Genomic DNA, 13,914 nt, shown 5'->3' on the forward strand with positions numbered 1-13,914 from the left:
CGCTCACCAGCCGGGACACTTTCAAGCTGACACGCACCGCCGCTCTTGCCGAGTGGCGTCAACTTTGTTCCGGATAGGTTCGCAGTTTCCGCGGCAAACTGAGACTGGTTCGAATTCGTCTGACAGCACCGGTCTTGCAATGCATTTTTCTTGAATTAGCATTCAAGAAATTCTTGTAACTGATGCAAGATGACGGCGAAGGAGTTTGGATGGGTCGGCACAAGACGTTTGACGCGGAAGCGGCATTGCTGAAGGCCGTGGAGGTATTCTGGGAGAAAGGATACGCGGCGAGCGCGATTACAGACCTGTGCCGGGCGATGGATCTGAATCCCGGCAGCGTCTATGCCACCTACGGGCAGAAGGATCAGCTGTTTCTATCCGCCGTTCGCGCATACCTGCAAAAGGTGACGACCGAAGGTATCGACAGGATCAATGCGGCCGAGGATGGGATTGCAGGCATCCGCAGCTATTTTCATTACATCGTCGAAGGCATTCTGACAGGTCAGCGGCGCTTTGGCTGTTTGGGCACCAATTCCCTGATGGAATTGGGCCGCAACAACGACGAGGTGCGCGCGATCATGCTGGAGCATCTCGATCTTCTCGAGCAAGCTTTCCGGAACGCGCTGGAACGCGCCGAAGGGGACAACCCGCAAGGCCGGGCTACATACCTCCTCTGTATGGCGCAGGGGATAAACGTGTTGGCCCTGACCCAACCAGATCGCGCTACACTGACGGAGCTCGTTCACACAACTTTCCAAGCCTTACCGGAGCACAAGTGACCGGTTGAATAACACACTCGACCACATTCCATGGAGAAGATCATGACTGTCAAACGGCCTTCAAATTCAGACGTTCAAGCGGCGGCAGCCGAACTGGGTATGAACCTGTCCGACGCCTCAGCACAGACTTTCAATGATCTGATGCAGGGTCTGTTGGATGCCTATGACGCGGTCGAAGAAATGGAAGAGCCCAATCCGGCGCCGGCTTATCCGCGCAGCGCTCACACTGTGCCGACCCCCGCCGACAACCCTTATGGTGCCTGGGCCGTTCAGGGCAGCATCAAAGGCAAGACCGAAGGGCCATTGGTCGGTAAAACCGTCGCGATCAAAGACAATACATGTGTGGCAGACTGGCCAATGCAGGTGGGTTCGACCGTACTGGACGACTATGTTCCCGAGATTGATGCCACGGTGGTGACCCGCCTGCTGGATGCCGGGGCCGAAATCACTGGTAAGGCGGCTTGCGAGTACTATTGCGCCTCAGGAGGCAGTCATACCGCGGCGCAGGGGATTGTCGAAAATCCGGTTGTGCCCGGGCATAACGCGGGCGGGTCGTCCTCCGGATCAGCGGCTTTGGTTGCGGCGGGTATCGTGGATATGGCCACCGGCGGCGATCAGGGTGGTTCGGTCCGAATTCCGGCCTCCTATTGCGGGATTGTTGGGATGAAACCGACCCACGGGCTGGTGCCTTACACCGGCATCCTCGCCGTGGACACGACCATTGATCACGTCGGTCCGATGACGCGTACTGTGGCGGAAAACGCCCAGATGCTGGAGGTCCTGGCCGGACCCGACGGGCTGGACCCGCGTCAGAGCGGCGCGCCCGCGCAGGACTATACCGGGGCTTTAGGTCAGGGCGCCGAGGGGCTGCGGGTGGCAATCGTCAGCGAAGGGTTCGGTCATCCCGGTGCTGAAGATGAAGTAGAAGACCGGGTGCGCGAAGCAGGTCGGAAACTTGCGGATGCAGGTGCCATTCTCGAAGAAATATCCATTCCGATGCACGCCGCCGGAGGAGCAATCTGGACACCGATCTTCGTCGAAGGCGCGACCGAACTGATGATGCGGCAGAACGCCTATGGAACCAATATGAAAGGTCTCTTTGTCGAAAGCCTGCTGGATGCCCAATCCAATTGGCGCGATCACGCAGATGAGTTTTCGCCCACGCTGAAACTGGGCTTGTTGACCGGGCATTACATGTCTTCGCGCAACAAGGGACGGTTCTATGGTAAAGCACAAAACCTCAACCGTGCGCTAACCAAGGCCTATGATGATGTACTGTCCGACTATGATTTGCTGCTGATGCCAACCACTCCGATGGCGGCCAGTAAATTGCCACCTGAGGGTGCGCCGGATGAGGAGATTGTGGCACGCGCTTTCGAGATGGTCGGAAACACCTCTCCTTTCTGTGCGACCGGGCATCCGTCGCTGTCGGTACCGGTGGGCAAAACCAGTGATGGCCGACCAATCGGCGCGATGCTCAGCGGGCGCCACCACGACGAGGCCACGATCTATCGCGCCGCCGAAGTGCTGGAGGCAGCTTATCAGGCCTAAGGCATAGGTCCCTGACCGAGAGATAAGGGGTCGCTTAAGGGCGGCACTAGGGTACGCTTAACTACTCTGTGGGAGTTTAGCTTCAAGCAGAAGCTCAGCGCCTTAGCGATGTATTTGATACTGGCAGCAAGTGTCTTCCGTACGGGATCGGCCCCGACGCATGAGTTTAAATTGCCACTGGTGTTGCGTGTGCGGCGAATGTCTAAAAAGCGCGCCGCCACCGCAGCATTTGAGGACTGGCCCAAAGTTAACGCTGGGCCGTTTGCCGACACCTGCTTTCGAAATGACAAGAAGCAACAGATCAAAGAACTGCTCGAAGGGAGTAAAGTGTACTGCTCGAACTTAGGTTGTCTCGCAAATAACTTACGCTACAACTTTTTAAGGTCAGTTTCTTCGCGCATGCCTTCACGAACCCTGCAGCGAGCCTCAGCGCTTTCCAACAAATGCTAATCCAATCTGGAGCCCAATTTGAGCACAACCAAGTATCACAATCAGGACTGGGATCAGGTAGTAACTGCGGATCGGATTCACCATTTCCATCCCTGGCAGGACATGTCGGCCTGGCGTCAGACAGACCTTTCGGCCTTCACTCATGGTGAAGGCATTTATGTCTACGATCAGAATGGTCGTAAGCTGATTGACGGGCCCGCGGGCATGTGGGCCGTTCAGATCGGGCATGGACGTAAGGAAATGGCAGACGCCATTGCGGCTCAGGTTATGGACCTGTCTTATGCCTCGCCCTGGACTGCGACATCTCAACCTGCCGCACTTCTGGCAGAAAAGCTCGCGGCTTTGGCTCCGGGGGCGCTCAATACGGTGATGTTTACCACGGGGGGGTCGACCGCCGTGGATACAGCGTTGCGAACGATGCAATTTTTGAACAATCGTCTCGGGCGCAGTGAAAAGAAGATCATTCTGGCCCGTGAAAAGGGATATCACGGCTCGACCTATCTGGCAGCCAGCGTCACCGGTAAGGAACGTGACAAAAGCTGCTTTGATTTCGAAGACCGGCTGGTGCGATTCCTGCCCGATATCAACCCCTATATCCGCCCCGAAGGCATGAGCGAGGCGGACTGGTGTGACGCCAAGGTTGCGGATCTTGAATACCTGATCGCCGAGACCGGAGCAGACAAGATCGGAGCCTTTATCGCTGAACCTATTCTGTGTTCGGGCGGGGTGATCGTACCGCCCGAAGGTTATCACCGTCGAACATTGGACATCTGTCGAAAGCATGACATCCTCTACATCTCGGATGAGGTCGTCACGGGGTTTGGTCGATTAGGTCACTGGTTCGCGTCCAAAGACGTTTTCGATATTGAGCCAGACATGATTACCTGCGCCAAGGGTTTAACCTCAGGGTATCTACCGCTTGGGGCCTGCATCGTTTCGGACCGCGTGATGGAGCGGATGACCGGGGAAGATCACGCGGTTCTTTTTCCTAATGGCTATACCTATTCGGCGCATCCCGTCTGTTGTGCAGCATCCCTGAAAAATATCGAGATAATCGAGCGCGAGAACCTTCTTGACCACGTGCGCGCAGTCACCCCGCATTTTCTGGACAGGCTCCATTCGTTGAATGCATCGCCCATTATCGGAGACGCAAGGGGCATGGGACTTTTAGGATGTCTTGAAGGGCTTTTGGACGCGGGCCGCAGTACACCGCTCGAGGTGCAGCGTAGCTTGGGTGCGCGGCTTGATGCGGCTTGCGAGGCGCGTGGGTTGATTGTGCGCCCGATCATCAACATGTGTGTCTTTTCTCCTCCGCTGACCATAAGCAGGGACGAGATCGACATGATGTTCGATATTATTCAGGACGCGGTCACCGAGGTTGAAAAGGACTTTGTCTGATCGGCTTTAACCGTCCGATTGATAACTGGCGATAATCATCCGTGTGCCAGCTGCTGTTGACCAGCCGACTTTATCGCCCTGATGGACATAGGCCGTCTCATTGGCAGAGAACTCATGGTCGGCCTGACCATCGTTCAGCGTGAGTTTGCCTGAAAGCACAGTGATCATCTGATTGGTGTCAACTGGTCTGATAGGAATTTGGGTGGCACCGCAGGTTACAAGCTCGACGTGCATGGTTCCGGCCGCGTTCACAAAATCGGTGCGCCTAAGCATGACATCCGGCTCGACCGCCAGGGCAGTCAGGTCCGGCACGGTGATCCGTGCCAGAGACCGGTTTTCAGCCGCAGGAACTGGGCCGTCGAGGATCATGAAATACTTGTGGACCAAACCGGGCTGCGACCATTGGCAAACGAACCCCTTTGGGATGATGAAAGCGTCTCCGGCGTTGATCTTGATCTCTTCTCCGTCCGGTAGAAACATGCTGAGCCCGCCTTGTAGAAACAGCATATATTCATCGACAGGGTAGGGCATCATCTGGTCCACGAATGCAGTGCAATCCCAGGCACCTGCCATAAATCCTTCGGCCTCGATCTCATGATAAAGATGCCCGCGCTGGACGGGTTCGCCGGACACCAGCGCGGCATAGTCCATCTGTTCCCATTCCGTCAGACCATTGGGGCCATCGGGCTGAAATCGGATGATATTGGCTGTCTTGGTCATGTGCGCTCCTTTCCCGGTGCGAGGTCTTCCCAACACAGGAAGATGGAATTTGAAACCTGCCGATACATCCTGATATGGCTGGCGGTGCTTGGGCGACGGCGTTCTTCTATATAAGCATAGGCTGCATCAAGCTGTGCGCGGTCGCGAAACGACAGGATTGAGAAATGAGTGTGACTGCGCTCATCATCCGTGTCCATGGGCGTATCCTGAACGCGCGCCCCGAGGGGGCCAGCCTGCACGATGATATCTGCAGCCATCAGGTCGTCGACAAAAGCGGCGTAGTCGGCTTGAAAACTAGTGAAATCAAGGCCGGGTTTCATATCAAAACAGGAAAGCATGTGTATCATCCGGCACCTATAGCGTGTTTGCGGCTTTCAGGCCTTCCAGTACGGCCTCTTCAACAGTTCGGGGGCACAGGGCATCTCCGATGATGTGCAATTCACCCGGCCAATCCGCCAGTTGCGTTTCAAGTGTCGTGTCGGATTGGGTTCCAAGCGCGGTGACCACCGTATCCGCACCCTGCATGACCAAGGGTTCAGCGCTCAGCGTGTGTTGGAAATAGGCGTCTTCGTCGTCAACCCCGTAAAGCCGCACATGAGTTACGATCTCGACCCCAAGTTTGTGCAAAGTGCCAAGCCAGGCGTCGCGAGCATATTGCGGAATGGTCTGCCCTGCTGTCATGCCGTTGACCGCCAGACGCACATGGCAGCCGTCGCGCGCAAGGCGTTCTGCCAGACCAAGCCCCACCCAATCGCAGCGCCAATCGGCGATCACAGCACGACCACCTACATTGGCCTTGCCTTCCAGCACCTGCCAGGCTGAGACGACATGGCCTTCAGACGCGCCTTCAATCTGGGGAGTGTATGCCTGTCCACCGGTTGCAAGGATGATCGCGTCCGGGTCTTCGGTTGCGACTAGGTCGGGTGTAACACGGGTTTTCAGATGCACCTTGGCACCTGCCTTCTTAACCTCATGAGCGAGGTTCGTGGTGACACCGCCGAATTCGGCGCGGCCCGGCAGAAGCTGGGCCAGATTGACCTGACCGCCCAATGTGTCTGAAGCCTCGAACAGTGAGACGTGATGGCCACGCTCGGCGGCAACGGCGGCGGCTTTCAGACCGGCAGGACCTCCACCCACCACCATGACCTTTCGCGGCGTCACGGTGGGTACACGCTCGCCAAAGGCCAGTTCTCGTCCCGTTTCCGGTCGTTGAATGCACGAGATTGGTTGCGCGTTTAGCATATGCCCGATGCAGGCTTGATTGCAGGCAACACAGGCGCGGATATCATCCAGCCGTCCCTCCTGTGCTTTTTGGGGCATGTCTGGATCGGCGATCAGGGCGCGGGTCATCCCACACATATCCGCCGCACCCTGCGTCAACAGCCCATCCGCGATCTGCGGTTGATTGATGCGGCCAGCGACAAAGACGGGTTTGGTCACGACCTCTCGGATTGCTTTGGACAAAGGCGCTGTGTAGGCAGTTTCGAACTGCATGGAGGGCACAATATGGGTCGAGCCTGCCAACCCTGCGGACGTACCTGCTGTGACGTTCAGGTAGTCCAGCGCGGGGTCCTGATCCAAGGCGCGGGCGATGCTCAGCATATCCGGCGCCTCAAGCCCGTCATGGTCTTTTTCGTCGCCAGACAGGCGGATGCCCAGAACCATCTCCTCACCAATGCCCCGCCGAGTTGCCGCGATGGCCCGACGGACGAACCGCAAGCGGTTCTCGAACGATCCACCATACATATCCGTGCGCAGATTGACGCGGGGGTTGAGGAATTGACCCAGCAGATATCCGTGTGACGCTACAAGTTCGACGCCATCAAGCCCCGCCTGACGCATGTGTCGCCCGGACAGTTCGAAACCTGCGATGATCTCGTCGATCATGGTAGCTGTCAGAGCGCGGGGCATCACGTGGAAACGCTCATTGGGAACGGCCGAGGGCGCATAGGCCACCGCATGGGTGCCGTCCGCAGCCATCGTCATCTCGCGCCCCGGATGGCTGAGTTGGGCAAAGACTCGACAGCCAAAAGGCTGACAGGCCTGCGCGAGTGCTGCATACCCCGCGACGCAGGCCGTGTCATAGGCGCGAATCGCTGGCCGTCCCGAGTTGCCCGACGGATGGACTCGCGCGGCCTCGATGATTGTCAGGGCTGCGCCGCCTTGCGCCTTGGCTTTGTGATACGCAACCATAGCGTCGCTCGGTTTGCCGTCATCTAGCATGACCGCCATATGGCCCGTCGAAAATATCCGGTTCTTTAACTGGACGCCCCGTAGGTCGAGCGGCGAGAACAGTGTCTCGAACCCATGGGGCAAATCATCGCCATTGTTGGGGGGCTGCGTCATCCAACAGTCTCCGAAGCCAGAAACTGCCGCAACGGTGCTGTACTATCGGGATTACCCTTTGCCTCTCGGTCGAGGAAATTGAAAGCAGCGACTTCATGCGCGGTGGCAATGCGGAGCGAGGGCAAATCTTCGAGCGGTGCGATTGCTTCAAGACGCTCAAACGTGGCGACATATCCCGGATAGTCGCGTCGCATTCCGGCCATAAGCGCTGCCCAATCCTGCGGCATCGCTTTCGCCTGATCGCACCCATTTCGGCGCAGCTTATCCGTGCCGCGGGGCGTCAGGTCGTATTTCTTTATCAAAACACGCAACGCGCGCGCTGTGTGCTTCTCGATATCCGCTAGCATTCTCATCGTGGCGCTCTGATCCGTGTCATCGAGAGTATCGGCGAGAGTGGTGAAGAAGGCCTCGCCTTCGACCTCCTCTTCATAACACAATAGCAGGGCGTCCAGATAATCCCCCGTCAGCTTTGTCTTGGGATCACTGGCTTCAAGGTCACCAACATCCAGTCGATCATGCTTGAGCGGCATGTCTGGGTCGACCACGTTTTCAAGGTCTCGCCCGTAGCGATGCCCAGCATAGGTCGCGGCGGCGACGATCGCAGGGGCGTCACAATCCCCAATCTTTGCCAAGGTGAAGGGCAGGGAACCTGCATCACCATCCGCCTTGTTAAGAAGATCGGTATACAACGCATCATTGGGCGCGCGGTGCGTGACCATGACGACATTGGGCACCTCAAGCGTCTTGGTCGCGCCGGTGAACTGGCATTCCAGCATCGCCTGCGTGCCATCAAATTGGGTCAGGGCCTGAGACAGCTCAATCCCGACCCCAAGCCGCATCAGATGGGTGCGGACCTTCCAGCGTTCCGAGGTATTGCCTGCCCATTCCGAGATCACTTCGGACGGGGTCACCAGCGTCACATCCAGCCCTGCAGACTTCAATCGTTCCGCAATGACACCGCCGAGGTAATAGCCATCCTCGTCATAGACAATCGTCGGGCCGGTGGGTAGGGTGCCGTCCATAATGTCGTCGGCGGTCAAAATCCGCGTATCCTTTGATGCCGAAACAGGCACATAAGTTTTGCCGTCGAACCGATCCGCCCGCCAGCGCGCACCGGTTGCGATCACGACATGATCCGCACCGAATTCCATCACGTTGTCGGCGGTCAGTTTGCTTTCCAGAAAGACCTCGACATTGGTCATTTTGTGGAACTGCTGGGCCCGGTAGTCGCGGACGCGTATGTATTCGCTCATTCCCGGCAAGACGGCTTCGCGCGGCAGACGCCCACCAAGCTCAGTCCCGGCATCTGCCAACGTCACATGATAGCCCCGCTTGCCCAAGACATGCGCGGCCTCAAGCCCTGCGGGCCCGGCCCCAACGACCAGAACACTGGCATCGGAACTGGCCGCCGCATAGGCCTCGGGGTGCCAGCCCTTGCGCCATTCCTCGCCCATGGTTGGGTTCTGGGTACATCGGATCGGCACACCGATACTGTCGCCGGAATAGCAGATGTTGCAGCCGATACACTCGCGGATATCCTCAAACCGGCCTTCTTCGATCTTTTTGGGCAGGAACGGGTCCGCAATCGAAGGGCGTGCTGCACCGATGAAATCTGTCACGCCGCGCTTGATCTGACTGACCATCGTATCGGGCGAGGTAAAGCGGCCCACCGTGACGACAGGCTTGTCGGTCTGCGATTTGACGAAATCCATGTAGGGTTCCAGCGCGGCCTCTTTGGTAAAGCGCGAAGCCCCCATCTCGACATAGTAGTTGGCGATGTTGATGTCCCAGAGATCGGGCATATCGGCCAACATGGCGAACATATCCCGCCGTTCGCCATGGATTGGAACACCGTCTGCGCCGATCTCTTCATCTGCTGCAAATCGAACGGCTACACCACAGCGGTCACCGACGGCGTCTTTCGTCTCTTCGATCAGCTCGCGGACAAGGCGGACACGGTTGGTCAGGCTGCCGCCATATTCATCGCTGCGAGTGTTGGTTTGGGGGTTGAGGAAATTGGCCAGAAGGTAGGTGTGGGTGGCGTAGACATAGACGATATCGAACCCCGCGTCCCGCGCGCGATAGGCAGCCTTGCGGTGCCAGCGGCGCAGATTGCGAATGTCTTCTTTGTCCATCGCGCGGGTTTGAAAGGGGTGCCCGGCCGCGTTCGGCACGCTGGCCAGATCCATGGCAACCTCGCGGGTCATCATATTGGCAGAGCGTGCGCCGCCATACCACAGCTCAGCCCCGGCCAGTGCGCCATACTCGTGGACCTTGTCCGTCATCAATGCATGAGCCCGAATGTCACTGTCATCCCAAAGAGAAGCCGAGACATGTTTCAGATCGTCCGACGACGGGTGGATCGAATTGTATTCCGTACAGACCACGCCCCAGCCACCTTCGGCCTTGCGGGCACGCATTTCGGCCAACATGCGAGGGCGCAGATAGCCCATCCCGGTGCAATGCGGGACCTGATAGAACCTGTTTTTGGCCGTGACCGGACCGATTTGCATGGGTTCGAACAGGATATCGTATCTGGGGTCTCGGGTCATAGATCGCCTTCTGTCATTTTGATGCCAGCGCAATGTGTTCGCGACGGAATGGGACATGAGCAGGCTGACCCGCGTCGAATTCGCGGGCAAAGCGATGGCCGCTATAAACCGCAGCCGCAATGGTTGACGGGCCGAGCGCATCGCCGATGCGGATCAAACCGGGTTGCGCGTGCCACAGATCATCAACAGGTGCGCGCATGGTGACCAGAACAGTTGTTGCCGCCGCAATGGGCCGTATTGCGCCCGTGTAGATATCCGCGACTTCGACGTGGTCGGCGTGCATCGCAGTCAGATTATGGGCGCACGAGATGTTGACGCCAAGCGTCAGCAACTGCGTCTGCACCGCATGTTGATCCAGAGTGTTCTGTGTCCAGGTCGAAGCCTCGGTCGCTGGTGTCACAAGGGTCACGTCACAGCCTGCGCGGCGCAATTTCTCGGCAATCAGACCGCCCATATAGAAATGGTCATCATCGAAGACCACGACCGGGCCGTCGGGGATTTCACCGGCCATTACGGAGCCAGGGGTCAGAATGCTGGCCCCGTTATGGGCCTTGATCCCCAACGGGTTCTGCCGTCCGATCCCGTCCATAGTCCAGCGCGCTCCGGTGGCGAGTGCGACGACATCTGCATCAAACTCGGCAATACTATCGGGCGTCATCTCGCTTTCGAGATAGAGCGACACGTTAGGCATCTGGCTGATCTGGTACAGCCGGTAATCGGCCACACGGCCCCATTCGGCAAGGCCGGGAAGGCGTCGTTCCTGTGCGACCCGCCCTCCGGCCTCAGCCGCTTTGTCGGCAATCGTGACATCATAGCCGCGTTGACCCAAGGCGCGCGCGGCCTCAAGCCCCGCAGGTCCGGCCCCAACGATCAGAATGCGCGCGTCCGAAGTTTTCGGCGCGATCTTTTCAGGGTGCCAGCCCTTGCGCCATTCCTCTCCCATCGTAGGGTTCTGCGTACAGCGGATCGGAACCGAGTGATGATCGCCAGAGACACAGATATTACAGCCGATACACTCTCGGATGTCCTCGATACGGCCTTCTTCGATCTTCTTGGGCAGGAATGGATCGGCGATTGAGGGGCGGGCCGCGCCGATCAGGTCAAGCTGCCCGGAGCGGATCAAGGATGCCATTGCATCGGGTGAGGTATAGCGTCCAACACCCACAACGGGTTTGCTGGTGACAGATTTCACGAAAGACACGTAGTCATCTTGATATCCCGATGCTTTAAAACGTGATGTGGCGCTGTCATTGGACCAGCCGCTGATATTGACGTCCCAGAGATCGGGAAGCTCGGCCAGCATCTCGATCAGGTCGCGCCCCTCGCCGGTGCTGGTGAACCCCATGCTACCCATCAGTTCATCAACTGAAAATCGCAGGGCGACGGCGCATGAATCGCCGACGGCCTCTTTGGTGTCTTGTAGAACTTCGCACAGCAGGCGGGCGCGGTTTTCCAACGATCCGCCATATTGGTCCGAGCGCCGGTTGCGGTAGGGCGACAGGAAATGCGAGATGGTCGATAGCTGGTGCCCGGCATAAACATAAACCACATCAAAGCCCGCCTGTTTGGCTCGAATGGCGGCGTCCCGGTGCCACCGGCGCAAGGTGCGGATATCGTCCAGATCCATCGCGCGGGCCTGAACCGGATCGTACATGGCAACCGGCATATGCGACGGGGCCAGCGGTACCTCGCGGCTATAGCGGTTGGCGGCCATTTGTCCGGCGTGGTTAATCTCGGCCCCAGCCAGCGCCCCGAATTCGTGAATGCCGTCGCACATCCGCGACAGAACCGGGATGTCGCTGTCATCCCACAACCGCCCGCCTGACCACGGCGAGTGATCGCCCGAGGGTGCAATCTCGATCTCTTCGGTGCAGATCACGGCCCAGCCACCTTCGGCTTTGACGCGCCGCATCTCGGCCATGGAGGACGGGTAAACCCGCCCCATGCCGTTGCAATGCGGCACCTGAAAGAACCGGTTTTTCGCCGTGACCGGGCCTATCTGGACCGGCTCGAACAGGATATCGTATCGCGGATCGCGTCCCATATCATCGCGGCGCCAGCGCTGGCAGTTCGCGTCGGAAAGGAACGCCTTCTATCGGAGGCTCGCCAAATTCGCGGGCGAAACGGTGGCCGCCATACACGGCGGCTGCGATGGTTCCGGGTGCCAGGCAATCGCCGATACGGGTCACCTGAGGGGCGTCGTCGCGGGCCTGAAGCTCATGGAATAATGTATCCGTGGCCTCGCGCATCGTAACCGGGATAAAGGTGCTGCACGCAAGAGTCCGAGATGCTTCGGTATAGACGCAGGCTAATTCAGCGCTGTCACAGCCTACACGCGTCACATTGTGCAAAGGCACAATCCCAACGCCCATTTGCATGAGTTTGGTCTGAATGCGCCCTTGTTCCATCGTGTTATGCGTCCAATGGGACACGTCGGCCGCAGGAGTGACATAGGTGACGTCATGCCCCTCGGCCCGCAGCTTTTCGGCGATTAGGCCGGCCATGTAATAATAGTCGTCGTCAAAAATCACGACCGGTCCCGTTGGGCGTTTGCCTGCGATGATGTCATCAGGCGTCATCACTGTTGCCTCGGGGTCAATGCCGATCGGCAGCCGGTTGGTGCGCCCGATCCCTGTCGCGGACCAACGGCTGCCGGTGGCGACAACAACGTGGTCGGCGTCAAAGTCGATGACCTCAGCGGCCGTAAGGCGGCTTTGCAGGTAAAGGTTCACATTGGGCATCTGGCCGATCTGATACTCGCGATAATCCGCGACACGCTTCCATGCCGAAAGGCCAGGCAAAGTCGACTCAGTTAGTGAGCGGCCACCTACGGCATCACTCGCCTCGGCCAAGGTGACAGAGTGGCCGCGTTGTCCAAGGGCGCGCGCGGCTTCAAGACCTGCGGGGCCTGCGCCAACGATCAGGATACTCTGATCATTTGACTTCGGCGCAATTTCCTCGGGGTGCCAGCCTTTACGCCATTCTTCCCCCATCGTGGGGTTCTGAGTGCACCGCATGGGATGAGACAGGAAGTCGGCGGTCACGCAGATGTTACACCCAATGCATTCGCGGATATCCTCAACGCGACCCTCGTCAATTTTCTTGGGTAGGAACGGATCGGCAATCGACGGCCGAGCCGCGCCGATCAAATCCAAAACACCCTTTTTCACCAGCGAGACCATCGTGTCGGGCGAGGTAAAGCGGCCCACACCAACTACTGGCTTGCTTGTCAGCCCCTTCACAAATGATGTGTATTCGGTTTGAAACCCTTCCTGCGAAAAACGTGAGGTCTGGCTGTCATTATCCCAGCCGCTGACATTGACGTCCCAAAGGTCGGGTAGTTCGGCCAGCATCTCAACGATTTCACGCCCTTCGCCATCGGCTGCAATGCCGCCGGGGCCCTTCATCTCATCGACGGCAAGGCGAATAGCAACCGCCGTCGTGTCACCAATCGCCTCTTTGGTATCGATGAGCACTTCACGCAGCAATCGCACTCGGTTTTCAAGTGAGCCGCCGTATTCGTCTGAACGGTCATTTCGCGCCGGCGACAGGAAATGCATCAGAGTGGTCATGTCATGGCCCGCGTAGACGTAGACTATGTCAAACCCCGCCTTGCGCGCCCGGATCGCAGCATCGACGTGCATCTTTCGGAAGGCCTTGATGTCGGCCTTGTCCATAGCCCGTGCCTGAATGGGTTCCATCAGGTCGATGGGGCGTGCAGCTGGTCCCATGGGGATTTCGCGGCTGTAATTGTTTGCGGCCCCAGCCCCCAGATGCGCTGGTTCAATCCCCGCCAAGGCTCCATGGGCATGGATGCCATCCACCACGCGGGCTAGGGCAGGGATATCGCTGTCGTCCCAAAGCCGAGCCTCGATCACACCGCTGAGCTCGGACGTGTGCGAAATCTCGGCCTCTTCCGTGTTGACTACACCCCAGCCGCCTTGAGCCTTAATTTCACGCATCATAGCCATGCTTGAGGGGTATTGATGCCCCATGCCGTTGCAGTGTGGCACTTGGTAGAACCGATTTGGTGCCGTGACGGGTCCGATTTTGACCGGCTCGAACAGAATGTCGTAGCGGGGATCACGTGTCATGCAGTGTACCCTTCGGGCTGGTGT

At 58.3% G+C, this 13,914-nt stretch carries 9 protein-coding genes and 1 pseudogene; 4 read left to right on the forward strand and 6 right to left on the reverse strand.

Going from position 1 to position 13,914, the window contains the following annotated elements; all coding sequences use genetic code 11:
- The 4 genes and pseudogenes from ACR0BD_RS19535 to ACR0BD_RS19550 all read left to right on the forward strand — a co-directional run.
- Positions 1-77: pseudogene (locus tag ACR0BD_RS19535) on the forward strand (IS6 family transposase); the annotation flags it as partial.
- A 105-nt stretch (positions 78-182) separates the two neighbouring features.
- On the forward strand, positions 183-779 hold the full coding sequence (locus ACR0BD_RS19540; RefSeq protein WP_480832936.1) for a TetR/AcrR family transcriptional regulator: 597 nt from the start codon (positions 183-185) through the stop codon (positions 777-779).
- 42 nt (positions 780-821) lie between these two features.
- A complete protein-coding gene (locus tag ACR0BD_RS19545) occupies positions 822-2,330 on the forward strand; it encodes an amidase (protein WP_480832938.1) in 1,509 nt (502 codons plus the stop codon).
- 468 nt (positions 2,331-2,798) lie between these two features.
- On the forward strand, positions 2,799-4,178 hold the full coding sequence (locus tag ACR0BD_RS19550; RefSeq protein ID WP_480832939.1) for an aminotransferase: 1,380 nt from the start codon (positions 2,799-2,801) through the stop codon (positions 4,176-4,178).
- Between the two features lie 6 nt (positions 4,179-4,184).
- Here the strand turns inward: ACR0BD_RS19550 and ACR0BD_RS19555 are convergent, their stop codons facing one another.
- From ACR0BD_RS19555 to ACR0BD_RS19580, 6 genes are read right to left on the reverse strand one after another with little or no spacing between them, the layout of a single operon-like run.
- Positions 4,185-4,898 carry a cupin domain-containing protein gene (locus ACR0BD_RS19555; RefSeq protein WP_480700305.1) on the reverse strand — a complete coding sequence of 238 codons (714 nt, stop codon included), beginning with the start codon at positions 4,896-4,898 and terminating at the stop codon, positions 4,185-4,187.
- Entirely contained in the window at positions 4,895-5,218 is a 324-nt protein-coding gene (locus tag ACR0BD_RS19560; RefSeq protein ID WP_480832941.1) for a hypothetical protein, read from the reverse strand. Before ACR0BD_RS19560 ends, ACR0BD_RS19555 begins: the two co-directional genes overlap by 4 nt.
- Positions 5,219-5,252: 34 nt before the next feature.
- Positions 5,253-7,244, reverse strand: coding sequence for an oxidoreductase (locus tag ACR0BD_RS19565; protein ID WP_480832943.1), 1,992 nt, complete (start codon positions 7,242-7,244; stop codon positions 5,253-5,255).
- Entirely contained in the window at positions 7,241-9,796 is a 2,556-nt protein-coding gene (locus ACR0BD_RS19570; protein WP_480832945.1) for an oxidoreductase, read from the reverse strand. Before ACR0BD_RS19570 ends, ACR0BD_RS19565 begins: the two co-directional genes overlap by 4 nt.
- A gap of 13 nt (positions 9,797-9,809) precedes the next feature.
- Positions 9,810-11,840: an oxidoreductase gene (locus ACR0BD_RS19575; RefSeq protein WP_480832946.1), complete on the reverse strand. Its 2,031-nt coding sequence runs from the start codon at positions 11,838-11,840 to the stop codon at positions 9,810-9,812.
- Position 11,841: 1 nt separating this feature from the next.
- A complete protein-coding gene (locus ACR0BD_RS19580) occupies positions 11,842-13,890 on the reverse strand; it encodes an oxidoreductase (RefSeq protein WP_480832948.1) in 2,049 nt (682 codons plus the stop codon).
- Positions 13,891-13,914 lie beyond the last annotated feature (24 nt).

Source organism: Ruegeria sp. G5 (assembly GCF_056533365.1).

What these genes read in the sequence shown, in the direction of transcription:
- ACR0BD_RS19580 (WP_480832948.1), bottom strand. Translation starts at nt 13,890, where the DNA reads ATGACACGTGATCCCCGCTACGACATTCTGTTCGAGCCGGTCAAAATC.
- ACR0BD_RS19545 (WP_480832938.1), top strand. Translation starts at nt 822, where the DNA reads ATGACTGTCAAACGGCCTTCAAATTCAGACGTTCAAGCGGCGGCAGCC.
- ACR0BD_RS19555 (WP_480700305.1), bottom strand. Translation starts at nt 4,898, where the DNA reads ATGACCAAGACAGCCAATATCATCCGATTTCAGCCCGATGGCCCCAAT.
- ACR0BD_RS19575 (WP_480832946.1), bottom strand. Translation starts at nt 11,840, where the DNA reads ATGGGACGCGATCCGCGATACGATATCCTGTTCGAGCCGGTCCAGATA.
- ACR0BD_RS19540 (WP_480832936.1), top strand. Translation starts at nt 183, where the DNA reads ATGCAAGATGACGGCGAAGGAGTTTGGATGGGTCGGCACAAGACGTTT.
- ACR0BD_RS19570 (WP_480832945.1), bottom strand. Translation starts at nt 9,796, where the DNA reads ATGACCCGAGACCCCAGATACGATATCCTGTTCGAACCCATGCAAATC.
- ACR0BD_RS19560 (WP_480832941.1), bottom strand. Translation starts at nt 5,218, where the DNA reads ATGAAACCCGGCCTTGATTTCACTAGTTTTCAAGCCGACTACGCCGCT.
- ACR0BD_RS19565 (WP_480832943.1), bottom strand. Translation starts at nt 7,244, where the DNA reads ATGACGCAGCCCCCCAACAATGGCGATGATTTGCCCCATGGGTTCGAG.